This window comes from Mediterraneibacter massiliensis (assembly GCF_001487105.1).
Classification (GTDB): domain Bacteria; phylum Bacillota; class Clostridia; order Lachnospirales; family Lachnospiraceae; genus Mediterraneibacter; species Mediterraneibacter massiliensis.
The window spans coordinates 1,622,281-1,648,051 of record NZ_LN913001.1; the positions used below are offsets into that span (position 1 = coordinate 1,622,281).

Genomic DNA, 25,771 nt, shown 5'->3' on the forward strand with positions numbered 1-25,771 from the left:
AAAAATGCTATAATGAAATCTACTGCTGATACTTTATACAGCATGAAAGATTGTTATTTTTTAATGAAATACCGGAAAGTTTTGCAAAAAGGAGAATAGAAGTGGCTGAACTTACACCAATGATGAAACAGTATATGGAGACCAAATCTCAATATAAAGACTGTATTTTATTTTATAGATTAGGTGATTTTTATGAGATGTTTTATGAAGATGCTCTGACTGCATCGAAAGAACTGGAGATCACTTTGACAGGCAAAAACTGTGGACAAGAAGAAAGGGCACCCATGTGCGGTGTCCCTTATCATGCTGTGGAAGGTTATTTAAATAAGCTGGTATCCAAAGGCTATAAAGTGGCAATCTGTGAGCAAGTAGAGGATCCCAAACAGGCTAAAGGTATTGTAAAGCGTGAAGTTGTACGCATCGTTACGCCCGGCACAAATCTAGATACACAGGCACTGGATGAGACGAAGAACAATTATATCATGTGTATCGTATATATAGCGGACCGTTATGGCCTGTCGATCGCGGATATCACGACAGGCGACTATGTTGTGACAGAATTGTCGGACAGCGGAAAACTGTTTGATGAGATCTGCAAGTTCATGCCTTCCGAGATCATTTGCAATGAGTCATTTTATATGAGCGGTATGGATCTGGAGGATTTAAGAGAACGGTTTGGAATCACTATCTATGCGTTGGATGCCTGGTATTTTGATGATGCTATATGCAGAAAGAAGCTGTTAGAACATTTTAAAGTTTCTTCCTTTGCCGGGCTGGGACTTATGGATTACGACTGCGGCATCATCAGTGCAGGAGCATTGCTCTTGTATTTATTGGAAACACAGAAAAATTCTCTGTCTCATCTGACACATATTACCCCATATGCAACAGGAAAATATATGATGCTGGACAGTTCTACAAGAAGAAACTTAGAACTTTGTGAGACACTTAGAGAGAAACAAAAAAGGGGCTCTCTTTTGTGGGTGCTCGATAAAACAAAAACCGCAATGGGGGCACGCATGCTGCGCAAATATGTGGAACAGCCCCTGATCGACAAAAAAGAGATCGTCAAACGGCTAGATGCGGTAGAAGAATTAAAAGAACATACTATTTCCAGAGAGGAAATGCGGGAATATCTGTCCGCAGTGTACGATCTGGAACGGTTGATCACAAAAATTACATATGGCACTGCCAATCCAAGGGATTTGACAGCTTTTCGGAGTTCTTTGGAAATGCTGCCCTCCATAAAATATATCTTGGAGGAGATGGAATCGCCCCTTCTTTTAAGTATCCGTGAGGATATGGATACGTTGGAAGATCTCTGTATACTTATCAGATCTGCTATTGCAGAAGAACCTCCTCTTGCTATGAAAGAAGGAGGCATCATCAGAGACGGATACAGCGATGAGGTAGATAGTCTGAGGCGAGCAAAGTCGGAAGGCAAGGACTGGCTGGCAAAAATGGAGAACAGCGAACGCGAAAAGACAGGAATCAAAAACTTACGTATACGCTACAATAAAGTATTTGGATATTATCTGGAAGTGACCAATTCGTATAAAGAACTTGTACCGGATTACTATACACGCAAACAGACACTCGCCAATGCAGAGCGCTATATTACTCCGGAATTAAAAGAACTTGAGGATACGATACTGGGTGCAGAGGATAAACTATATGCGCTGGAGTATGAATTATACTGTACAGTAAGAGACACGATCGCAGCGGAAGTGGAGCGCATACAGAGAACAGCAAAAGCAGTCGCCGCATTAGATGTATTTTCCTCGCTTGCTCTGGTAGCCGAGAGAAATCAATATGTACGTCCTTCTGTCAATGAGAAAGGGATCATCGATATTCAGGAAGGCAGACATCCGGTCGTAGAAAGGATGATCCCCAATGATATGTTTATCTCCAATGATACTTATCTGGATGATAAAAAACAGCGTATCTCCATCATTACCGGGCCAAATATGGCAGGAAAATCTACTTATATGAGACAGACCGCCCTGATTGTTCTGATGGCGCAGATTGGCTCTTTCGTCCCTGCTGCAAAAGCCGATATCGGTTTAGTGGATAGGATCTTTACTCGTGTAGGGGCTTCTGACGATCTGGCAAGCGGACAGAGTACTTTTATGGTAGAGATGACGGAAGTAGCAAATATCCTGCGCAACGCAACAAACAAAAGTCTATTGATCCTAGATGAGATTGGCAGAGGGACGAGTACTTTTGACGGGCTTTCTATTGCCTGGGCAGTGATCGAATATATCAGTGATACGAAGCTGTTGGGGGCAAAAACTCTGTTTGCCACGCATTATCATGAACTGACAGAATTGGAAGGAAAGATTGAAAACGTACATAACTACTGCATTGCTGTCAAAGAAAAAGGGGACGACATTGTATTTTTGCGCAAGATCGTCAAAGGCGGCGCAGACAAAAGCTATGGCATACAAGTGGCAAAATTAGCAGGAGTTCCGGATCTGGTGATAGAGCGGGCAAAAGAGATCGTAGAGGAATTAAGCGATGAAGATATAACGATAAGAGTAAGTGAGATTGCTTCCAAGGAACAGACTTCTAAGAAAAAAGTAAAAACAAAAAAATACGACGAAGTGGATATTGCACAGATGTCTCTTTTTGATACAGTAAAAGACGATGATGTTATAGAGGAATTAAAGAGTATTGATGTTACAAATCTAACGCCGATTGACGCTTTGAATACGATCTACCGACTTCAGAATAAACTGAAGAATCGTTGGTAATGCTCATAAATAAAGATCAGGAGGAATGCTATGCCGCATATAGAGGTATTAAATCAGCTGACGATCGATAAGATCGCTGCAGGGGAAGTTATAGAAAGACCTGCTTCTATCGTAAAAGAACTGGTCGAAAACGCGATCGATGCCGGTGCGTCTTTGATCACAGTTGAGATTAAAGACGGAGGAATCTCTTTTATCCGTATAACAGACAATGGAAGCGGCATTGAAAGGGAAGATGTCAGGAATGCGTTTCTGCGTCATTCTACAAGTAAGATTCGAAGCGTGGAGGATCTGGCACATATTTCTTCTCTCGGCTTTCGAGGAGAGGCGCTTTCAAGTATTGCCGCAGTAACGCAGACAGAATTGATCACGAAGACGAAACAGGAGAGTATGGGAACCCGTTATGTCATAGAAGGGGGACAGGAAAAAACGCTGGAAGATACAGGCGCACCTGACGGTACCACATTTCTTGTCCGTCAGCTCTTTTATAATGTGCCGGCAAGAAGAAAGTTTTTAAAGACGCCTATGACAGAAGCGGGACACATCCAGGATCTTCTTATGCATCTTTCACTTTCTCATCCGGAGATCGGATTTCAATTTTTAAATAACGGACAGGAAAAATTAAGGACCTCGGGAAATGGGAAATTAAAAGATGTCATCTATCAGATCTATGGCAGGGACATTGCTGCTAATCTTCTGGAGATAGACTTTGAAAAAGATGGTTTTCGCATGACCGGATATCTAGGTAAACCGGTTATTACAAGAGGAAATCGAAATTTTGAAAATATATTTGTGAACAGCAGATATATAAAAAGCGCCATGCTGTCTAAAGCCATTGAAGACGCATACAAAGATTTCGTCATGCAGCATAAATTTCCTTTTGTTGTTCTCCATTTTCATGTAGAGGGAGAAAAGGTGGACGTCAATGTGCATCCGACTAAGATGGAACTGCGCTTTCAAAAGCAGCAAGAAATATATGGTGCTGTATTTGAAGGGATCCACAGACAGCTTTTAGAACCAGAACTGATCCAGACAGTAGAAGTTCCACCCGCAGCAGTGCCTGAAAAAACAGCTGAGCGATCGGATGTTGCACATGCAGAAAGTCCGTTTCTGCTGCGGCCCAAGTCTAAACCCGCAGCTGCTGAAGTTAAGGATGAGGAATACTTTATCCGCAAAATGCGGGAACGTGTCACCGCATACCACCAGCGTCAGTCTAGTGCAGAAGTGCCGGATAAAGAGAGTATATTTAAACCCTCTGTGCAAAAAGAACGGATCTTAGAATCTGTCAGACAGGCAAAAAAACAAGAGACAAAAGAAATATTGCGTGAGAACGGTACATATTCCAGTCAGCCTGATAAGGAGTGTAGGCAAGAAGCAGAAGACAAATCGTCTGCACAAAATCCCAAACAGCTTGACCTGTTTGAGGAAAATCTGTTAAAAAGAGAAAAAAAAGCCGAATACAAATTGATCGGTCAGGTTTTCAATACATACTGGCTGGTGGAATTTCAGGATACGCTCTATATTGTTGACCAGCATGCCGCTCATGAAAGAGTATTGTATGAAAAAACCTTAAAAAATATGAAAAGCAGAGAATTTACTTCTCAATATTTAAGCCCTCCTATTATTTTAAGTCTGTCCATGCAGGAGGAAGAAGCCTTGAAGGAAAATATGGAACGCTTTCAAAAAATCGGATTCGAGATAGAGCCCTTTGGTGGGGAGGAATACGCTGTCCGTGCTGTGCCGGATAATTTGTTCAGTATCGCAAAAAAAGAACTGCTTATGGAAATGCTGGATGCTCTGTCAGATGGTGTTAAAACAACGATGACGCCAGATTTAATAGATGAAAAGATCGCCTCCCTTTCCTGCAAAGCAGCAGTAAAAGGAAATAACCGGCTTTCAGCGCAGGAGATGGATGTTTTGCTGGGGGAACTTCTTACGCTGGATAATCCTTATCACTGTCCACATGGAAGACCAACGATCATTGCTATGTCGCGCCGGGAATTGGAAAAAAAATTTAAAAGGATTGTATGAGGGTAAGCAAAAATGTGCCAAAAAAAACCACTGATCATATTAACCGGGCCTACGGCTGTCGGAAAAACAGAACTTTCCATCCGTCTTGCCAAAGCAGTGAATGCGGAAATCATTTCGGCAGATTCTATGCAGGTATATCGTCACATGGATATTGGTTCGGCTAAGATCAAGCCTGAGGAGAGGCAGGGGATCATACATCATTTGATCGATGTGCTTAATCCGCAGGAGGAATTTAATGTCGTAACATTTCAAAAAATGGCAAAAGAGGCTGTAAACGCTATTTATGAAAAAGGAAAAATACCACTTGTCGTAGGAGGAACTGGCTTTTATATCCAAGCGCTCTTAAAAGACATTGACTTCTCGGAAGAACAAAGCGACAAGCTATACAGAGAACAACTCCGGAAGACGGCAGAAGAAAAAGGAAGTGCATGGCTGCACGCCATCTTAAAAGAAACAGATGAAAAAGCAGCAGACCAGATTCATGTAAATAACACAAAGCGGATCATCCGTGCCTTAGAATACTATCATCTGACCGGAGAAAAAATATCAGCGCACAATGAAAGAGAACGAGAAAAAATCTCGCCATACATGGCTGCTTACTTTGTGTTGACAGACGACAGGGAGAAACTTTACACACGAATTGACCAACGTGTAGATAAAATGATGGAAGAAGGGCTTTTAGAGGAAGTACAGCGATTAAAGGCAATGGGACTGGACAAGAGCATGGTGTCGATGCAGGGACTTGGGTATAAAGAGCTGCTTGCTTATCTAGACGGAGAACTTACTTTAGAGGAGGCTGTCTATATCATCAAGCGGGATACACGCCATTTTGCAAAACGCCAGATTACATGGTTTAAGCGGGAACAGGAAGTTATCTGGCTTAACAGGCAGAAGTTTGCCTGTGATCAGACGGCGATCTTAGAGGAAATACTCCATGTCCTGCGAATCAAAAAAATAATAGAGGATAAAGAGGAATAAAAGAAAATGACAGATATGGAAAAAATGTACCAGGAACTTGGGATTTCAAAAAAGGTATGGGAGTTTGGAGAAAAAGTAGAAAAAAAGTTGGCAGAACGCTTTCAGGAATTTGACAGGACAGCAGAGTATAACCAGCTGAAAGTGCTGCATGCCATGCAGAAGAATAAAGTAAATGAAGCTTGCTTTAACTATGTCAGCGGCTATGGCTACAATGATATGGGAAGAGATACGTTAGAAGCAGTCTATGCAAGTGCCTTTCATACAGAGGCTGCGCTGGTACGGCCGCAGATTACCTGCGGCACACATGCTCTTGCCCTGGCTTTATCTGCAATCTTGCGTCCAGGGGATGAACTTTTGTCTCCTGTAGGAAAACCATATGATACATTGGAAGAAGTAATCGGTATACGACAATCCAAGGGATCACTTGCGGAGTATGGGATCACTTACAAGCAGGTAGAACTTTTGGAAGACGGATATTTTGACTATCCTGCCATTGAAAGAGCACTAAATGATCGTACCAAACTGGTGACGATTCAGCGCTCTAAGGGGTACCAGACCCGTCCAAGCTATTCTGTGGAAAAGATCGGCGAACTCATTGCTTTTATCAAGGCGCGCCGCCCGGACATTATCTGCATGGTGGATAATTGCTACGGAGAATTCGTAGAGCGCATAGAGCCAAGCGATGTGGGTGCAGATATGATCGTCGGTTCCCTGATAAAAAATCCGGGCGGCGGACTTGCGCCTATCGGCGGATATATCGCAGGAAAAGAAGAGTTGATCGAATCCTGCGCATACCGCCTTACTTCACCGGGACTTGGCAGAGAAGTCGGGGCAAGTCTTGGTGTGATGACTTCTTTTTATCAGGGGTTTTTTCTGGCTCCGACGGTTACTTGCGGCGCACTCAAAGGAGCTGTATTTGCAGCCAATATTTATGAACAGCTGGGATACACAGTGGTTCCGGACGGGAAGGAATCTCGTCATGATATCATCCAGGCTGTAAAGCTTGGCACACCAGAAGGGGTTATTGCTTTCTGTAAAGGAATCCAGGCGGCTGCACCGGTAGACAGTTACGTCAGTCCGGAACCATGGGCAATGCCGGGCTATGACAGTGATGTGATCATGGCGGCAGGCGCATTTGTACAAGGTTCCTCCATTGAATTAAGCGCGGACGGACCGATCAAACCGCCTTATGCAGTATATTTTCAGGGGGGACTGACCTGGTATCACGCAAAACTTGGAATACTAAAATCCGTGCAGGCAATGCTGGATGCAGGGGTTTTAGAGGAGGATAGAGTAGTATGAAGATCGCTGTGATCGGAGGCGGCGCATCCGGAATGATGGCGGCAGTCGCCGCAGCCTCAGAAGGGGCAGATGTTTTTATTGTTGAACAAAAGGAGCGGATCGGCAAAAAACTTTTATCTACAGGAAACGGCAGATGTAATTTTACAAATCTGCGCCAGGAGCCTGTGTTTTACCATTCGGAAAACACACAGTTCCCATGGCATATCATAGAAAAATTCCATGCACAGGATGCAATCTCCTTTTTCCTGCAGCTCGGAGTTTACTCCAGAAACAAAGACGGATATTTATATCCACATTCTAATCAGGCGAGCGCTGTGCTGGATGCTTTCCGCATGGAATTAGAACGGCTACATGTAGAGATTAAGACACAGACGAAATGTCTGGAGATTCTGCCGTCCAAGAAAAATTTCTGCATACGGACAGATAAAGGAAATCTCTACGCCGATAGGGTCATTTTAGCGGCGGGATCGAAAGCAGCGCCTTTTACCGGTTCTGACGGTTCTGGTTATACTCTGGCAAAACAGCTGGGACACCGGATTGTTCCGGTACTGCCTGCGCTGGTTCAGCTGCATTGCAAGGAAACGTTTTTTAAGAGTCTCGCAGGTATTCGTGCAGAGGGAAAAGTATCTCTCTATGTGAAAGATGTGTGTATTGCGCAAGAAACTGGGGAGATCCAGCTGACAAATTACGGCATATCCGGTATTCCGGTATTTCAGGTCAGCCGCTATGCATCGAACGCGCTTTATCATGGACAGGAAGTAAAAGCTGTCTTAAACTTTATGCCTGCTTTTTCAGAGGATACGTTTACTGCTTTTCTGACTGCCCGTATCCAGGCGCGCCCTGAAAAGACGACGGAAGAATTCTTTATCGGGCTTTTTCATAAAAATCTGGCGCAGCTTTGGGTAAAATTAAGCGGCGTACCACGTACGAAAAAGGTAAAAGACTGGACAAAAAGAGAACTTGCCGTCTTTGTCCGTTTGATTTTGCATTTCACAGTGACCGTCACAAAGACAAATGGTTTTGAGCATGCACAGGTTTGCGCGGGCGGCGTAGATACACGGGAGATCGATGCAGATACGCTGGAGTCTCTGTATGTTCCAGGACTTTATTTTACCGGAGAACTTCTCGATGTAGATGGCGCAACAGGCGGTTATAACCTGCAGTTTTGTTGGGCGTGCGGACAAATTGCAGGAAAGGAGGCTGCTAAGAGTGCTTAGGATACATCAATTGAAAATGAAAGAAGTCCATACGCCGGATGACATACGGCAAAGATTGCTGAAAATACTTTCTGTCAGTTCTTCTGAATTGCTACATTATGAAATTCGAAAGAAATCACTGGACGCACGCAGAAAACCAGAATTGTTTTTTGTATATACGATCGACTTTTCTGTCAAACAGGAGGAAAAACTGCTGAAAAGAATGAAAGGAAAAGTCAGCAGAGTAACAGATGTTGTCTATCCAATCGTAAAGAAAGCAGATAGACAGCTTGACTTTCGTCCGGTTGTGACGGGGAGTGGACCTGCAGGATTATTCTGTGCATATCTGTTGGCGCAGGCCGGTTTATGCCCCATTATACTGGAGAGAGGCGGCTGCGTAGAAGAACGAAAAAAGGCAGTAGAACGATTCTGGCAAACCGGGGTTTTGGATCCGCAGTCGAATGTCCAGTTCGGAGAAGGCGGCGCCGGAACTTTTTCTGACGGAAAGCTGAATACACTTGTAAAAGATACCTTTGGGAGAAATCGTTATGTATTGGAAACCTTTGTAAAATTTGGAGCACCTGAAGATATCCTCTATGAACAAAAACCGCATATTGGTACGGACATACTGATACAAGTCATAAAAAATATGAGAAATGCCATCACTGAATTGGGTGGGGAAATCCGTTTCCACCATACGCTGACAGGAATTGATCCAAAACAGAAACAGATCCAGATCAATGGAGAAAAATGGATGGATGCCAAGATACTGGTTCTGGCTCTTGGACACAGCGCAAGAGATACATTTGAAATGTTATATGAGCAAAAGTTATCTATGGAAGCAAAATCTTTTGCAGTAGGCGTGCGTATCGAGCATCCTCAAAAATGGATCGATACATGGCAGTATGGAAGAGAAGACAGAAGAGAGCTCTCAGCAGCTTCCTATAAACTGGCGGAAAAGCTTCAAAACGGCAGGGGAGTGTATTCTTTTTGTATGTGCCCGGGCGGTTATGTAGTCAATGCTTCTTCTGAAGAAGGATATCTGGCAGTTAACGGGATGAGCTATCATGGACGTGCTGGAGACAATGCCAACAGTGCCATTGTCGTTACGGTATCACCTGAAGATTTCGGGAATTCTCATCCATTGGCAGGCATGCATTTTCAAAGAATGTTGGAGAAAAATGCATGGCAGGTCGGAGGAGGGAAAATACCCGTACAGCGTTTGGAAGATTTCTGTGGAAATAAAGCCGGCACAGCCTTCCATGCTGTGCATCCAAATATGAAGGGCGCATACTCTTTGGCAAATGTCCGGCAGATCTTTCCTTGTGAACTTGCTCGGTCTATCGAACAGGGGATACAGATGATGGACAACCGGATGCATGGTTTTGCAGACGGGGACGCGCTGTTATCAGGTGTGGAAAGCCGTACATCTTCACCCGTGCGGATTGTCAGAAATAAAAACTTTACAAGCAATATACCCTGGATCTATCCATGCGGAGAAGGCGCCGGATATGCCGGAGGTATTACTTCCGCTGCCATGGACGGTATGAAAACAGCAGAAGCTGTCCTGAAAGTTCTATCAATTCAGTAGGTTTTTTATGAGATTCTTCACAAAAAATTAAGAATGGAAACCTATACATGATTTTTAAATTATGCTAAAATAAATCATTGTATTGTGACATCACAGCAAAATGAAATGACACATACAAATACGATCAAACAAATGTACAGTGAAGAACGTCCATATGAAAAGTGTGAACAGTTTGGAGCAGGCAATCTGACAAACGTAGAGCTGCTTGCAGTTTTGCTGCGTACAGGCACGAGAGGGGAAAACTCGATCCAGCTGGCAGAAAAGCTCTTGCATCCTGTTTTTGCCCAGGAAGGTATTTTAAATATCCATCAGTGGTCTATGGAACAGCTCATGCAGGTAAAAGGGATCGGCAAGGTAAAAGCCATACAGATCTTATGCCTGTCTGAACTTGCCAAACGTCTGGCAAAAGCATCGGCGCATACCGGATTAAATTTCTCTACGCCTTCCTCGATCGCACAGTATTATATGGAAGATATGCGGCATTTAAAGCAGGAGAGTATGAAACTGCTGCTGCTGAATACAAAGGTGAAATTGATCGGTGAGACGAATATTTCGAAAGGAACCGTCAATGCCTCTCTTATATCACCAAGAGAGTTATTTGTGGAGGCACTGCAGAAAAATGCCGTTTCTATCATTCTCCTGCATAATCATCCAAGCGGAGACCCTACTCCCAGCAAAGAAGATATCCTGGTGACCAGACGGATCCGAGATGCAGGTGAATTGATCGGGATAGAACTGCTCGATCACATCATTATTGGAAATAACTGTTTTGCCAGTTTAAAAGAAAAGGGGTTTATATAGGAACTTAAAGAAGGGGTTATAAATGGCGAGAAATGTCTATGGTTTAGATTTGGGGACATATGAAATAAAAATATATGATAAGAAAAAAGATGAGATCCGCAGGGAAAAAGATGTCATTGCCATGAAAGACAAACATTATGTTTTTTCCACAGGAGACAGTGCCTATGAAATGTACGAGAAAGCGCCAGAAAACATTCAGGTTGTTTTTCCTATGAAAAATGGGGTGATCGCGCATTTTGACGATATGCAGTATCTACTAGAGAGTCTTTTAAAAGGAGAACGGGCTTCTTCCCGCTGCGAATATCTTGTCGCTGTGCCTACAGATGTAACAGAAGTAGAAAAACGGGCGTTTTATGATCTTGTTTTTCACTCGGCGGCAAAAGCAAAATCCGTAAAGATTGTGGAACGGGGTATAGCGGACGCCATTGGATATGGTGCGGATATATGGAATGAAAAGGGAATGATGATCGCGAATTTTGGAGGTGGAACAACAGAAATTTCTGTATTATCCAGCGGCGGCATCGTTTTAAACCGTCTTGTAAAAATCGGCGGAGAACATTTTGATATGTCTGTCTTAAACCTGGTCCGCCATCACAGGGATTTTCTGATCGGCAGAATGACGGCTGAAAGACTTCGCAGGGAATTCGGTGTATTCGATCAGGAAACGAACGCCTCCCTTACTGTCTCAGGCAGAGATCTTGTCCAAGGGGTACCTCAGGAGAAGGCTATTTCTATAGGTCTTGTAAGAGCAGCGATGAAAGAACCTCTGGAGGTCTGTGTAGAAGCGATTCGTTCCATGTACGACAGAACACCGCCGGATGTGCGCAGAGGGATTGAAAAGAATGGGATCTATCTCACAGGAGGATTGGCAAATTTAAGGGGGCTTTCTACATATCTGCAAGAGAGTACTGGTTTGCCTGTTACAACAGCAAAAGACCCGGAGCTTTGTGCAGTAAGAGGCTTGAAGACGATCATATTGAATAAAGAATTCAGGAAACTGACATATTCCATGTTAGATGAAGATTATAGGTGGTTAAGATAAAATGAAAAAGAAGAATCAGACTTCCGGAACAAATAAATATTGGTTATTGGGACTTTCTCTTCTCTGCATTACGCTTATGCTTCTTTCTGTTTTTTCCGAGAAAACAAAAGGACCATTTAAAGTATTAGCAAATATTACTGTCATTCCTATGCAGCAAGGCTTCAATCAGATCGGCGGCTGGCTAAACGATATGAGTGAAAATTTTGAGACACTTTCTCAAGTACGTGAAGAAAATGAAAAACTGCAGGCAAGGGTTGATGAACTTGTTACAGAGAATAATAATCTGCAGGGGGAGAAGTACGAATTAGAACGTCTTCAGGAATTGTATCAGTTGGATCAAAGTTATGCTGATTATAGCAAAACTGCCGCCCATGTGATCGGTAAAGACGCAGGCAACTGGTTCAGCACCTTTACTATTGATAAGGGAAGTTCTGATGGGATCAAAAAAGATATGAATGTTATGGCAGGGAGCGGTCTGGTCGGTATCGTGACCGAAGTTGGACCTACCTGGGCAACAGTCCGTTCTGTCATTGATGATTCCAGTAATATAAGCGGCATGGTTCTTTCTACCTCTGACCGCTGTATCGTAAACGGAGACCTGACACTTATGAATGAGGGGAAACTTCGTTTTGAACAAATGGAGAACAATGAAAATACAGTGGCTGTAGGAGATCAGATCGTAACATCCTATATCAGTGACAAATACTTGCAAGGAATTTTGATCGGCTATATCAGTGAAGTTAATGTAGATTCCAATAATCTGACCCGTTCCGGGTATATCACACCGGCAGTTGATTTCAAAAATCTGCAGGAAGTTCTGGTCATACTGACAACCAAGAAAGACCTGACAGGGGAAAGTAAATAGAAGGGACTGTGTATATGAAAAAGATAAAGATAAAGCGGGGAGTCATAACAGCTGTTCTGATATTCGCCTGTTATCTGCTTCAGTGTACCGTATTTTCTTCTTTGGAGCTCGCAGGCATCAAACCCAATCTCATGATCATCCTGACATCTTCGATAGGATTTATGAGAGGTTCAAAGGAAGGCATGCTTGTCGGTTTTTTTTCCGGTCTGCTGATCGATATCCAATTTGGATCCATAATCGGAATGTATGCGCTGATCTATTTGTTGACCGGATATGTCAACGGACTTTTTATGCAGATGTACTATGATGAGGATATAAAACTGCCGCTTTTTTTAATAGCAGCAAGTGAATTTGTATTTGGACTGGTTGTTTACTTCTTTATGTTTATGCTGCGCAGCGAGTTCTATTTCTGGTTTTATTTGAACCATATTATTATTCCAGAACTTATTTATACTATCGTGATAACACTTGGATTGTATCCGCTGATCTTATTTATCAATCACAGACTGGAAGCGGAAGAAAAAAGGAGTGCTAGTAAATTTGTTTAGAGATACTTTGGACCGTATAAAAGATGGGATCATACAGATGTTTAGATCACGGTTTTTCGTGCTGCTTTTTGTGTTTTCCATCATGTCTGTCATTTTAGCGGGCAGATTATTTTATCTCCAGATCATAAAGGGAGAAGACTATCTGGAAAACTATGAACTGACTATCCGCAAGGCAAAAGAGATACCGGGAACCCGGGGAAATATTTATGATCGAAACGGAAATCTGCTGGCCTATAATGAACTTGCATACTCTGTAACGATCGAAGACAATATAACGGCAAATACTGTAACCGAAAAAAATGAAATCTTAAACGGAATACTAGATTCTGTACTGTCCATCGTAGAATCCCACGGTGATTCCGTTATCAGTGATTTTGGTATCGTGTTGGATGCTGCCGGAAATTATGAATTCTCTCAAACCGACGAAACACTACGGCTTCGTTTTGTGGCAGATGTATACGGTCTGGCTACGATCGATAAGCTGACAGAAAAACAAAAAAAACAATCTGCGGAAGAAATTATACATTATCTTTGTACAGATGAAGTTTATGGATATGGACTGGATGATAAAAAACTGGAAAAAGAATATATCCTGAAAATGGTAAATATGCGTTATGCCATCAATCTAAACAGTTTTCAAAAATATATTTCCACTACACTGGCGTCAGATGTAAGTGAAGAGACTGTGGCAGCAATCATGGAAAATAAAGATTCCCTAAACGGTGTAGATATAGAAGAAGACTCTCTGAGGCGTTATACGGACAGTAAATATTTTGCTTCTATTATCGGATACACTGGAAAAATCTCACAAGAAGAATACGATGCTCTCGATAAGTCGGATAAGAAAAAGTATTCGCTTTCAGATATAATCGGAAAATCTGGACTGGAACAGACGATGGATGAAACACTTCAGGGAACAAAGGGAAAGACAATTTTTTATGTGGACAGTATGGGCAAGGTAACAGAGACGGTGAGTACTACAGAGCCTGACGCCGGAAATGATGTATATTTGACGATCGATAAAGACCTGCAGAAAAAAACATACCAGCTTCTGGAAGAAAAACTGGCCGGTATCATCCTTTCCAAACTGCATGATATCTTGGATTATGATCCAAGTACGGCTGAAGATGCCAAAGATATCATCATTCCTATAGGAGATGCCTATAATGCCTTTATTGCAAACGAAATCGTCGATGAAACACATTTTGGAGCAGAAGACGCGAAACCTGCCGAAAAGGCGGTCTATGCTGTATTTGAGGAAAAAAGAGCTTCTGCTGTACCGGAGATTATCCAATATATGCAGGATGCAGACGCAGCTCCTTACAATGAACTTTCTTCTGAAATGCAGGCTTATCTGGATTATGTGTCGATTGACGTACTCCTGAAAGATAAAGGAATCTTGATAAGTGATGCGATCGATACAAATGATGAAACATATCAGGCATGGACAAAAGAAGAAAATATCAATTTGTATCAGTATTTAAATTATGCGATTTCACAGAATTGGATTGATACTTCTAAACTAAGTGATTATGTTTCAGAAGAAAAATATTCGGATTCTGCGGAAATTTATCAGGGGATTTTAAGTTTTTTGCAAGATTATTTAGTTTCGGATATGAATTTCGACAAACTTCTCTACAAATATCTTATAAAATCAGGTAGTATCAGTGGTGCACAGATCTGTGCCATTGTGTATGAGCAGGAAGTTCTTCCTATGGATGAAGCATCTTATAACGGACTTTTGGACGGCAGTGTGAATTCCTATTCCTGGTTATATGGGAAGATAGAAAATCTGGAGATCACTCCCGGACAGCTGGCGCTGGAGCCGTGTACAGGCTCTGCTGTAGTCAGCGATCCAAATACCGGTGAGGTACTCGCCTGTGTTTCCTATCCGGGATATGACAATAACCGTCTTGCCAATACAATGGACTCGGAATACTATAATAAACTGGTTACAGGACTGTCACGCCCATTCTATAATAATGCGACACAGGAACGCACAGCACCCGGCTCCACATATAAAATGGTTTCCGCTGTTGCAGGTCTGACGGAAGGTTATATTGACGCAGACACGCTGCATTATTGCAACGGAGAGTTCTCCGAAGTAACACCGAGTCCACGATGTTGGTCTTATCCAAACGGACATGGGGATCTCAATGTAGTCGGAGCGTTGGATGTTTCCTGTAATGTGTTTTTCTATGAATTGGGATATGATATGAGTCTGGATGCGGAGGGCAATTATGATAGTGACAGGGGAACAGATACACTAGCAAAATATGCAAAACAATTCGGTCTGGGAGAAAAATCCGGACTGGAAATTCCTGAATCAGAACCGCAGATATCAGATGAATACTCTATCCTCTCTGCCATAGGACAGGGAACAAATAACTACACTGTAAGCCAGTTGAATCGTTATGTAGCCACTGTTGCAAACCGCGGAACAGTATATGATCTGACATTGCTGAAGAAAACGACAGATTCAGACGGAAAGATAATCAAAGAGTATGAACCGGATGTGGCGGGCACCATGGATGGAGTCAGCAGCAATACATGGGATCTTGTCCATCAAGGTATGATCGACATGGTGGCAAGTACTCCAAGTTTCAGTGGACTTGAAGTGACAATGGCAGGAAAGACCGGTACAGCACAGCAAAGTGATCTGCACCCGGATCATGCTCTTTTTGTCGGTTTCGCTCCGGCAGAAGATCCAGAGATCGCTATTGCAGTCCGGATTGCCAATGGATACAACTCTGGATATACGGCTGAGATTGGGCGAGATATCGTTAGGATCAAATACGGACTTTCCGGTTCTGATGAACTGATCACCGGTTCAGCAGCAGAATTAGGAACAGCGCTCGCGGGGGATTAATAAAGGATGTGATGGTATATATGGACAGACTGGTATCCATCAAAAGCAGCCGTTACGGAATGGAGATTCATTTAGATCCGAAGGCTCCCTTTGGTGAACTGATGAGAGCACTTACTTTGAAACTAAAGAATTCTACTCGTTTTTTTGAAGGAGCACATATGGCTCTTTCACTGGTAGGGCGTTCTCTTTCAAAAGAAGAAGAACAAAATGTTTTGGAACAGATTTCTGCCTTAACAGGAATTGAAATCGTATGTATCATTGAACAGGACAAACAAAAAGATCAAATGTACAAAAGCATTGTAGAACAAACGCTTTCTAATATTTACAAGAAAGACGGACAATTCTATAGAGGTACTTTGAGTAAAAGGCAAGTATTAGAATCCGATTCCAGTATTGTGATCTTAGGAGATGTGGAGTCTGGAGCCAGAGTGATCGCCAAAGGAAATGTCGTAGTCGTTGGCGGACTTTCCGGCACTGTAAAAGCCGGTGCTTCAGGAGACAGGAATGCTTTTGTCGCTGCATTGTCTATGCAGCCTAAACAACTTTGTATAGGAGAAATAGAGGCAAACTGTCAAAGGTTCCATAAAGAAAATCTCTCCATAAATGGTCCGAAAATCGCATTCATAGATGGAAACCATATTTATCTCGATCCACTTGTAGAGTGATCAAAGGAATAAGAAGTTGTAGGAGGAAAAAGACATGGGCGAAGTGATTGTCATTACATCAGGAAAAGGCGGCGTTGGTAAAACGACGACAACAGCAAATATAGGCATTGGGCTATCGAGGCTTAACAAAAAGGTGATCGTGATAGATACAGATTTAGGACTGCGTAATCTGGACGTTGTCATGGGATTAGAAAATAGGATAGTATATAATCTGGTGGATGTCATAGAAGGGAGCTGCCGCTTGAAACAGGCTTTGATCAAAGATAAACGCTTCCCGGAGCTGTATCTGCTTCCTTCTGCGCAGACGAAAGATAAAACAAGCGTCTCACCGGAACAAATGAAAAAATTGATCGAAGATCTTCAAAGTGAGTTTGATTATATTCTTTTGGACTGTCCGGCAGGAATCGAACAAGGATTTCAAAACGCGATCGCCGGAGCTGGACGCGCTATTATCGTAACAACCCCTGAAGTATCAGCTATCCGGGATGCAGATCGTATTATCGGGCTGCTGGAAGCAAAGGGTATCAAAAATAATTCTCTTTTGATAAACCGTCTGCGAGTAGATATGGTAAAGAAGGGAGATATGATGTCTGTGGAAGATGTCACAGAAATACTTGCTATTGATTTATTAGGAGTAATCCCTGATGATGAAAAGGTCGTGATCGCTACGAATCAGGGCGAGCCTGTTGTGGGAGAGGACAGCCCTTCCGGACAGGCCTACGAAAAAGTATGCCGCAGACTCTTAGGGGAAGCGCTCCCGATCACAGATTTCTCTCATGCAGAGGGACTGCTTGCCAGATTTTCTAATCTTTTCAGGAAAAATTAGGAGGTCTTACATGAATGCGCCATCTGTTTTTGTTGCAAAAGAGAGACTGAAAAATCTGCTGAATGCAGACAGGATACACTGTACAATGCCCGACGCGTGTGAACGCTTATCGTCGGATCTTTATCACACAATTTCAAAATACATAGAAATAAAACCTGAAAATTTTGATATAGAGATAACACGTACAGATATACATATAAAATATACAGGAGAAAATCATTGAAATTAAAGTTTTACCTTCAGAATATCAAACAGCGGTATCATATAAAAGAATATAAGTTTAGCCTGGTCATCCTTGTGCTTATCCTATCTATTATAGGTATTTTTATGGTGGGAAGCGCAAGACCGGATCTGCAGACAAGGCAGATCGTGGGCGTATTTATCGGGATTGGCGCTATGGTAGTTATTTCTTTGATCGATTATAAATGGATCTTGAACTTTTATTGGCTCTTATATGTCATAAATCTTCTCTTTCTTATCGCGGTACCTATATTCGGAATCTCTGCAAATGGTGCCAAGCGTTGGCTGGATATCGGTATTACACAATTTCAGCCCTCTGATCTGACAAAAATACTGATGATCCTGTTTTTTGCAAGATTTTTGTCTGACAGAGAAGCTGCTATAAATGACAAAAAAACGATCCTGCAGGGGATTGCTTTGATTTTTCCTTCCCTGCTTCTGATCTTTAAGCAGCCAAATCTGTCCACTACGATCTGTATAGGAGCGTTGTTTTGTGTCCTGATGTATATGGCAGGGCTCAGCTACAAATTTATAGGAACTGTCCTTGCGATCGTAATCCCCACAGGGGCTATTCTTTTTGCGGCAGTCATTCAGCCAAATCAGCCGTTTCTAAAAGGGTATCAGCAGAATCGTATCCTTGCTTGGCTGGAGCCGGAAAAATATGAATCAGAAGAAGCGTATCAACAGCTAAATTCTATCCGGGCGATCGGTTCTGGACAACTTTCTGGAAAAGGATATAATAACGATTCCAGCGTGTCCGTAAAAAATGGAAATTTTGTTTCAGAGCCTCAGACAGACTTTATTTTTGCCATCATCGGAGAAGAATTGGGATTTGTGGGTTGTTGTATAGTCATAATTTTGCTATTATTAATAGTGATAGATTGCATTTTGATAGGATTAAAGGCAAAGGATACGGCAGGGCGCATCATCTGCGCCGGCGTTGCCGCACTGATAGGGATCCAGAGTTTTATCAATATCAGTGTGGCTACTATGATCTTCCCCAATACAGGGATATCTCTTCCGTTTGTAAGTTATGGTCTGACTTCTGTCGTTTGTTTTTTCATGGGAATAGGTTTTGTTTTAAATGTTGGCTTACAGCCTAATAAATATCAATAGAGGAGAGAAGATGCATATGAACATAGGATTAGTAGCACATGATGCGAAGAAGAAACTGATGCAGAATTTTTGTATCGCATACCGTGGGATATTGAGCAAACATTCTTTGTTTGCCACAGAGACAACCGGCGTTCTGGTAGAAAGCGTAACGAATTTAAGCATCCATAAGTATCTTGCAGGACACTTAGGCGGGAAGCAGCAGCTTGGGGCACAGATCGAACATAATGAGATGGATCTGCTTATCTTTTTCCGTGATCCGCTGACTTCACGTTCCCACGAACCAGATGTCAATGATATCGTAAAATTATGCGATATGTATAATATTCCGATCGCAACGAATATTGCAACGGCAGAGGCTTTGATTCTAGCATTGGACAGAGGAGATTTAGACTGGCGTGAAATGTACAGATAACAGCAGGAATTTAAGAAAAAGACAGGTGATGAGGAGGCGGAGACGCCGGCGTATGCGCCGGATTTTTCTGTATGTGTTTCTTACGGTCATCCTGGTAATTTTCGGATGCATCGGTGTATCTGTTTACAAAGACAGCAAAAGGAATTATACCGCAGAATATGAGAAGATCACGTATGATCAGAAACTCTTTGAAGGAGACCTGTTTGCGCAGAATCTTTGTGTTTCTGAAGAAAATGATGTGGCATTATCTGGCTTCGTAGATAATACCAGTCTTCATGCGGCGGGATTATTCGATATATACAACAAAAATGTTCTCTATGGATATCATTTATATGACCGATTATTTCCAGCCAGCACAACAAAAGTCATGGTTGCTTATGTGGCGTTAAAGTATGGAAATTTAGACGATATGGTCACAGTGAGTGAGCATGCAACGGATCTGGAATGGGATTCCTCTGTCTGTGGCTTACGGACAGGAGATACACTTACACTGTATGATCTTATCTGTGGACTTTTGCTGCAGTCGGGAAATGATGCGGGGATTGCGATCGCCGAACATATATCCGGCAGTGAAGAAGAATTCGTAGCTTTGATGAATGAAGAAGCAAAAAAGTTAGGTGCCACGCAGACCCATTTTGTCAATCCGCATGGTCTTCAGGACGACGATCATTATACGACTGCCTATGATCTGTATCTGATGTTTAATGCGGCAGTACAAAACGAACAGTATGTAGAAATCATTGAAAAGACTTCTTATTCTGCTTCTATTACAGGAGCGGACGGTATCGTTCGAACAGAAGATTGGAAGCCGACAAATTATTATGCGCTGGGTGAAGCCGAAGTTCCGGAAGGTGTAAATATACTCGGAGGAAAAACAGGAACGACTGACGAGGCAGGCTCCTGCCTAATTCTCTATAGTCAGGACATAGAAAAACAACCGTATATTTCCATTGTTATGGGAGCGGACGATAAAAGTATCCTCTATGATGAAATGACCGCTTTGCTTGCAAGAGGTATTGCAGATCGATAAAGTTTTGGGAAAGTATAAAAAGCCTGTATCCGACAGAAAAGCATATTATACATGCTTTTCTGTCGAATACAGGCTTTATTTTTATAAACGATGGAGCAAAATAGGTCAAATTCCGCTGCTTTTATGATTCTGACATGCTGTGTATCCTGCCATACAGACTGATAAGATATAATCCACAAAGCCCTACGACCGTATACACGATCCTGGAAGCCCAGCTTAAATTTCCTAATAGAAACGCCACCAGATCAAAGCGGAAAACACCTACTAAAAGCCAGTTGACTGCTCCGATAATGACAATTGTAAGAGCCGTATTATCAAACCACTTCATGTTATTTCCTCCTTTTCATAGCCATACTTTCATTATTTCCACAAAAACTGGAAATATACATATAAAAATGGTATACTTGAACATGCAAAGTGCGAAAGAAATGCATGGATAGAGGAATATAAAGCATGTATCAAGAAGGAGACAGGGCATTTGAAGTTTAGGAAAGATAATTCCATTAATATAAAAAAATATAAAAACCGCCGTGAATGGAATGTAGGTATTGTTATTTTTATGATCATATTCATTTATCTGGTCGTAACAATTTTTACCTACGCTACAAGCAAAAAGGTTTATGCCTATGAGGTACGCAAAGGAAGTATCGTAAAAGACAATTCCTATATCGGACTGGCAATACGGCAGGAGAGTGTCATTAAAACAGAAACCGGCGGGTATATTAATTATTATCAGAATGAAAACAGTAAAGTAAAGGCAGGCGCATCTGTCTATACTGTTTCTGATCAGAAGCTTAAGTTCCCAGCAAAAGATACATCGGAAGAAACGGCTGCTTTAAGCGAAGATCTCCAGAATAATCTGATCTTGCAGATGCAGCAGTTTAATGAAAATTATGATCCGCAGAAGTATTCTTCTGTGTATTCTTTGAAAAATGAGATTACCGCTTTAATGCAGACTTCAGGCAGTAAGACAAAGACAAGTCAGCTCTCGGCAGTGATCGAAGCAAGCGGACTCGAAGTGACTTCCTTTCAGACATCTCAGGACGGAATACTTGTGCTGACAATAGATGGATATGAAGGGCTTACGAAAGACTCTTTTACAGAAAAAGATTTTGACCGCAGCAGCTATGAGAGTATACAACTGAACGACCAGATGAAAATAGAAGCTGGAGACCCTGTATACAAATTGGTTACAAGTGAAAAGTGGTCCGTATTGGTACAGTTGGATGAAACTACTGCCAAGTCTCTGCAGGATGTAACAAGCATGAAGACCCGTATTGATAAAGACAGTGAGACAATGTGGGCGGATTTTTCTATTATCGAGAAGGATGGTGCATACTATGGATGTCTGGATTTTGACAATTCCATGATACGTTATGCGCAAGAACGTTATCTGAATATGGAACTGATCTTTGAGGATGAGACAGGATTAAAGATTCCGCGTACAGCGGTTGTAGAAAAAGAATTTTTTACAATTCCCAAGGAATATATCACGACCGGAGGGAACAGTTCTTCTCCAGGCGTATTGGTACAGACCGAGGGGAATTCTGCCCAATTTACGCCGATTGAGATTTATGACATTTCTGAATCGGGAGAAGTATATGTAAGTACCGCTGATTTTACAAAAGGAACTACTTTTATCAAACCAGAATCTGCTGAAACTTACACACTAAGAGAAACAAAACCTTTAAAAGGAGTATATAATATCAACCAAGGATATGCTGTATTTAAAGAAGTGGATATTCTGTGTGAGAGTGATGAATATTATATTGTCCGGGAAGGTGATACTTATGGCTTGAATAATTACGATCATATTGTACAAAATGGAGACAGTATGAAAGAAGATGAAATAGTATTTCAATAAGAAAGGCAGGAAAAAATTATGTTAGAAACAAATCTCGCACAAGTTGAGGCAAATATCCAGGCTGCATGCAGGCGGGCAGGACGCAAACGAGAAGATGTTACATTGATCGCTGTGAGCAAGACGAAACCTGTGCAGATGCTTAAGGAAGTCTATAATCTGGGAGTACGTGTTTTCGGAGAAAATAAAGTGCAGGAACTGACGGATAAATATGTGCAGCTTCCTTCAGATATCCGCTGGCATATGATCGGACATTTACAGACGAATAAAGTGAAGTATATCATAGATAAAGTAGAATTGATACATTCTGTTGATTCTCTGCGTCTTGCAGAGACAATAGAAAAAGAAGCAGAAAAGAAAAACTGTACGGCGAATATATTAGTAGAGGTAAATGTGGCAGAGGAAGAAAGTAAATTCGGCTTAAAGATGAGTGAAGTAATTCCATTCATGGATGAAATTTCTAAATATTCTCATATAAATGTACGAGGTCTGATGACGATTGCTCCATTTGTAGAAAATCCAGAAAAAAATCGTCCTATTTTCGCGGCTTTGAGGAAATTATCTGTTGACATTAGACATAAAAACGTTGATAATAGTAATGTGAGTATACTTTCAATGGGGATGACCAATGATTATGAAGTTGCGATTGAAGAGGGCGCTACGATGGTCCGTGTCGGAACAGGAATCTTTGGTGCCAGGGATTATGACATAAAATGACAAAATACTGGGATGAAAGTATAAAACAAAAAAGTATGTCAATAAACCGACATGAGATAGGAGTGTAAATATGGGTGTGTTTGATAAATTTCTGGACATCATGAAATTAAACGAAGACGACTATGATGACGATGATTTTTATGATGATGATGAATTCTATGAAGATGATTACGAAGAAAAGCAGCCTCGTCGTTCTCTGTTCGGAAAGAAAAACAGCAAAGATCAATATGATGATTTTGATATGGAAGAAGAAAAATTCCAGCCGGCATCAGGAAACAAGGTGACTCCGATGCGTCAGCCGGCATCAAGAAAAAACAACAGCGGTAATATGGAAGTATGTGTTGTAAAGCCAACTTCTGTAGATGATTCCCGTGAGATCACAGAGACTCTTCTTTCTGGACGTACAGTGATTTTGAATCTGGAAGGTATGGATCTGGAGATTGCACAGAGGATTATCGACTTCATTTCCGGTGCTACTTTTGCGATCAACGGAAATCTTCAAAAAATTTCTAATTACATATTTCTTGTCACACCGACGAATGTAGATATTTCAGGAGATCTTCAGGATTTGCTTGGAGGTTCCATGGAAACACCGAGTGTCAGAGGAAGATATTAAAACAGATTAGGCGTAAATGAAGAAAAGATGCAAAACGACAATCAGCATAAGGAAGAACAGCTTTTAAAGAAAAGGCTTATTGAACTTTCCAGACTCGCTTATCAGAGAGAGTTTATAACGTATTCAAATTTTTTAAATCTAAATGAAATACATATACTGCATAGCCTGTCCAAGGAGGAATTATATACAAAGTATATTGTCTTTGGCGGCTATGATGCAGCAGAGCGTCAGATGGCGGCATTTCTCCCTGATGCTCTTTATTTGCGTTGGAAGGATCCAGAAGTACGCAATCAACTCCCGTTTCCTTTTTATGTTCTTTCAGTAACCCCGCTTCATCAGAAATATGCTGAAGTTTTGACGCACAGAGATTATCTGGGGGCAATCTTGAATCTTGGCATCGAACGTTCTAAGATTGGCGATATCCTTATTGAGGATGGGAGCGCAGTCCTCTTTATACACGAAAGCATGAAAACATTTTTGGAAGAAGAATTAACAAGAGTCAAACATACTGCCGTTCATGTGCAGGAAAAAGCAGAACAAGAATTTTCTTATGTACCTAAGTATGATGAAATCAAGGGAACGGTAGCTTCTGTACGGTTGGACAGCCTGTTATCTCTTGCGTTTTCCTCCTCTCGTACACGTCTGCGTACACTGATCGAGGATGCGAAAGTGTTTGTAAACGGAAGACTCGTCACAAGCAACGGATATCAGCTCAATGAAGGAGATATTGTTTCAGTCAGAGGGATGGGAAAATTTTTATACGCAGGAGAACTTTCTAAAACTAGGAAAAATAGGATTTATGTAGTAATCCATAAATATATATAACCAAATATAGGAGATCCATGGAGGCAAATATGGAAAAAGAAAAAACTACAGACTTGAAAAGTATCATACTGGCATGTGTCGGGTTCACGGCTTTGCTCTTTTTGGATCAGTATACAAAACAGCTTGCCGTTACACATCTAAAAAATAAGGAACCATTTACTTTGATCGATGGTGTATTCCAACTGCATTATCTGGAAAACAGAGGCGCTGCGTTCGGGATCTTTCAGGATAAACAGCTGCTTTTCGTCGCAGGCGCAGTATGCATTGTGCTCGTGGTCTCTTTTATGTATGTACGTCTTCCTCACAGGCAAAGATATATTCCTTTGCGTATCTGTTTTGTCTTTCTCTGTGCAGGAGCTGTTGGAAATATGATAGATAGAATCTGTTTAAATTATGTGATTGATTTTTTGTATTTTGAATGGATCGATTTTCCTATTTTTAATGTAGCTGACTGCTACGTAGTAGCAGCCGGTCTCCTTTTTGTTATACTGATCCTGTTTTTCTACAAAGATGAAGAACTGCATGATCTAAGCCTTTGTATACGGAGAAAAAAGTGTGATAGGACTAAATAAAGTATGAAAGATCTTTTTTTAAAATCAGATACAGACGAAAAAATACGGATCGATAAATTTCTTTCTGAACAAATTCCAGATATTTCTCGTTCTTATTTACAGAAATTATTAAAGAACGGAAATATCACAGTAAACAAAAAATGTGTAAAGTCAAATTATAAATTGAGTTTTCAGGATGAGATAGAAGTACATTTTCCTGAAATAGAAAGTCCGGAGATTTTGCCGGAAAATATCCCACTGGACATCTTATATGAGGATGAAGATATTCTTGTTATCAATAAACCTAAACAGATGGTCGTACATCCTGCTCCGGGACATTACAGCCATACTCTGGTCAATGCTGTTTTGTACCACTGCAAAGAGCATTTGTCCGGCATTAACGGAGTAGCCCGTCCGGGTATTGTACATCGCATTGATATGGATACAACTGGCTCGCTTTTGATCTGCAAGAATGACAGGGCACATCAAATACTGGCGGAGCAATTGAAGGAACACACGATCACAAGAAAATATGTTGCTGTCGTACACGGAAATATAAGAGAAGACACCGGCACAGTCCGAGCGCCGATCGGCAGGCATCCGACAGACAGAAAAAAAATGAGTACTCACGCCTCAAATGGTCGGGAAGCTGTCACACACTATCGTGTATTAGAACGTTTCGGACAATTTACTTATATTGAATGTGAACTGGAAACAGGGCGTACACATCAGATACGTGTCCATATGTCCAGTATAGGACATCCTATTTTAGGAGACGCAGTCTATGGTCCTGCAAAATGTCCTTTTCATTTACAAGGACAGACACTCCATGCAAGACTGCTTGGTATTATACATCCTTCCACTGGTGAATACATGGAATTTGACGCGCCACTTCCGGAATATTTTACAGTAGTATTAGAACGTCTGCGCAGCAGATGA

The 25,771-nt window shown here is 41.6% G+C and carries 24 protein-coding genes; 23 read left to right on the forward strand and 1 reads right to left on the reverse strand.

All coding sequences use genetic code 11. The annotated features are described in order from the left end of the window. The first annotated feature begins 101 nt into the window (after positions 1-101). The 17 genes from mutS (at position 102) to BN3282_RS11995 (ending at position 20,262) form a co-directional block, all read left to right on the forward strand. The gene (gene mutS, locus BN3282_RS11915; protein WP_330382207.1) at positions 102-2,753 is read left to right on the forward strand and encodes a DNA mismatch repair protein MutS; all 2,652 of its coding nucleotides are present in this window, start codon (positions 102-104) and stop codon (positions 2,751-2,753) included. A 30-nt stretch (positions 2,754-2,783) separates the two neighbouring features. Then, positions 2,784-4,781 (forward strand): DNA mismatch repair endonuclease MutL, encoded by a 1,998-nt coding sequence (gene mutL, locus BN3282_RS11920; protein WP_059069463.1) that lies wholly within the window; start codon positions 2,784-2,786, stop codon positions 4,779-4,781. Positions 4,782-4,793: 12 nt separating this feature from the next. Further along, complete coding sequence (gene miaA / locus BN3282_RS11925; protein WP_059069465.1) at positions 4,794-5,759, forward strand: tRNA (adenosine(37)-N6)-dimethylallyltransferase MiaA; 966 nt, start codon at positions 4,794-4,796, stop codon at positions 5,757-5,759. Positions 5,760-5,765: 6 nt separating this feature from the next. After that, a complete protein-coding gene (locus BN3282_RS11930; RefSeq protein WP_059069467.1) occupies positions 5,766-7,061 on the forward strand; it encodes a methionine gamma-lyase family protein in 1,296 nt (431 codons plus the stop codon). Continuing rightward, the gene (locus BN3282_RS11935) at positions 7,058-8,278 is read left to right on the forward strand and encodes a BaiN/RdsA family NAD(P)/FAD-dependent oxidoreductase (protein ID WP_059069469.1); all 1,221 of its coding nucleotides are present in this window, start codon (positions 7,058-7,060) and stop codon (positions 8,276-8,278) included. The genes BN3282_RS11930 and BN3282_RS11935 overlap by 4 nt, the downstream gene beginning before the upstream one ends. Further along, positions 8,271-9,848, forward strand: coding sequence for an NAD(P)/FAD-dependent oxidoreductase (locus tag BN3282_RS11940; protein ID WP_059069471.1), 1,578 nt, complete (start codon positions 8,271-8,273; stop codon positions 9,846-9,848). Before BN3282_RS11935 ends, BN3282_RS11940 begins: the two co-directional genes overlap by 8 nt. 105 nt (positions 9,849-9,953) lie before the next feature. Further along, positions 9,954-10,649 carry a RadC family protein gene (gene radC / locus BN3282_RS11945; RefSeq protein ID WP_059069473.1) on the forward strand — a complete coding sequence of 232 codons (696 nt, stop codon included), beginning with the start codon at positions 9,954-9,956 and terminating at the stop codon, positions 10,647-10,649. 22 nt (positions 10,650-10,671) lie between these two features. Beyond that, positions 10,672-11,691, forward strand: a complete 1,020-nt coding sequence (locus BN3282_RS11950; RefSeq protein ID WP_059069475.1) for a rod shape-determining protein — start codon at positions 10,672-10,674, stop codon at positions 11,689-11,691. Between the two features lies 1 nt (position 11,692). Beyond that, positions 11,693-12,556: a rod shape-determining protein MreC gene (gene mreC / locus BN3282_RS11955; protein ID WP_059069477.1), complete on the forward strand. Its 864-nt coding sequence runs from the start codon at positions 11,693-11,695 to the stop codon at positions 12,554-12,556. A 14-nt stretch (positions 12,557-12,570) separates the two neighbouring features. After that, on the forward strand, positions 12,571-13,104 hold the full coding sequence (mreD, locus tag BN3282_RS11960) for a rod shape-determining protein MreD (protein WP_059069479.1): 534 nt from the start codon (positions 12,571-12,573) through the stop codon (positions 13,102-13,104). Between the two features lie 37 nt (positions 13,105-13,141). Further along, positions 13,142-15,973, forward strand: a complete 2,832-nt coding sequence (locus BN3282_RS11965) for a penicillin-binding transpeptidase domain-containing protein (protein WP_059070451.1) — start codon at positions 13,142-13,144, stop codon at positions 15,971-15,973. Between the two features lie 20 nt (positions 15,974-15,993). Next, positions 15,994-16,638 (forward strand): septum site-determining protein MinC, encoded by a 645-nt coding sequence (locus BN3282_RS11970; RefSeq protein ID WP_059070453.1) that lies wholly within the window; start codon positions 15,994-15,996, stop codon positions 16,636-16,638. A 34-nt stretch (positions 16,639-16,672) separates the two neighbouring features. Beyond that, positions 16,673-17,464, forward strand: a complete 792-nt coding sequence (gene minD / locus BN3282_RS11975) for a septum site-determining protein MinD (protein WP_059069481.1) — start codon at positions 16,673-16,675, stop codon at positions 17,462-17,464. 10 nt (positions 17,465-17,474) lie between these two features. Further along, a complete protein-coding gene (locus BN3282_RS11980) occupies positions 17,475-17,687 on the forward strand; it encodes a cell division topological specificity factor MinE (protein WP_059069483.1) in 213 nt (70 codons plus the stop codon). Then, positions 17,684-18,820, forward strand: coding sequence for an FtsW/RodA/SpoVE family cell cycle protein (locus BN3282_RS11985; protein ID WP_059069484.1), 1,137 nt, complete (start codon positions 17,684-17,686; stop codon positions 18,818-18,820). The genes BN3282_RS11980 and BN3282_RS11985 overlap by 4 nt, the downstream gene beginning before the upstream one ends. Before the next feature lie 16 nt (positions 18,821-18,836). Next, positions 18,837-19,232 (forward strand): methylglyoxal synthase, encoded by a 396-nt coding sequence (locus BN3282_RS11990; protein WP_059070455.1) that lies wholly within the window; start codon positions 18,837-18,839, stop codon positions 19,230-19,232. A 52-nt stretch (positions 19,233-19,284) separates the two neighbouring features. Beyond that, positions 19,285-20,262, forward strand: a complete 978-nt coding sequence (locus BN3282_RS11995) for a D-alanyl-D-alanine carboxypeptidase family protein (RefSeq protein WP_242866634.1) — start codon at positions 19,285-19,287, stop codon at positions 20,260-20,262. 121 nt (positions 20,263-20,383) lie between these two features. On the opposite strand, the gene BN3282_RS12000 is transcribed toward BN3282_RS11995, so the two are convergent. Next, positions 20,384-20,590: a DUF378 domain-containing protein gene (locus tag BN3282_RS12000; RefSeq protein WP_059069488.1), complete on the reverse strand. Its 207-nt coding sequence runs from the start codon at positions 20,588-20,590 to the stop codon at positions 20,384-20,386. A 150-nt stretch (positions 20,591-20,740) separates the two neighbouring features. On the opposite strand from BN3282_RS12000, the gene BN3282_RS12005 reads away from it, so the two are divergent. The 6 genes from BN3282_RS12005 (at position 20,741) to BN3282_RS12030 (ending at position 25,771) form a co-directional block, all read left to right on the forward strand. Further along, entirely contained in the window at positions 20,741-22,126 is a 1,386-nt protein-coding gene (locus BN3282_RS12005; RefSeq protein ID WP_059069490.1) for a biotin/lipoyl attachment domain-containing protein, read from the forward strand. 18 nt (positions 22,127-22,144) lie between these two features. Further along, positions 22,145-22,840 (forward strand): YggS family pyridoxal phosphate-dependent enzyme, encoded by a 696-nt coding sequence (locus tag BN3282_RS12010; protein WP_059069492.1) that lies wholly within the window; start codon positions 22,145-22,147, stop codon positions 22,838-22,840. Positions 22,841-22,910: 70 nt separating this feature from the next. Beyond that, positions 22,911-23,456, forward strand: coding sequence for a cell division protein SepF (locus BN3282_RS12015; RefSeq protein ID WP_059069494.1), 546 nt, complete (start codon positions 22,911-22,913; stop codon positions 23,454-23,456). Between the two features lie 27 nt (positions 23,457-23,483). After that, on the forward strand, positions 23,484-24,281 hold the full coding sequence (locus BN3282_RS12020; RefSeq protein WP_059069496.1) for a YlmH/Sll1252 family protein: 798 nt from the start codon (positions 23,484-23,486) through the stop codon (positions 24,279-24,281). A gap of 29 nt (positions 24,282-24,310) precedes the next feature. Beyond that, on the forward strand, positions 24,311-24,853 hold the full coding sequence (gene lspA / locus BN3282_RS12025) for a signal peptidase II (RefSeq protein ID WP_082667584.1): 543 nt from the start codon (positions 24,311-24,313) through the stop codon (positions 24,851-24,853). 3 nt (positions 24,854-24,856) lie between these two features. Further along, entirely contained in the window at positions 24,857-25,771 is a 915-nt protein-coding gene (locus tag BN3282_RS12030) for an RluA family pseudouridine synthase (protein WP_059069497.1), read from the forward strand.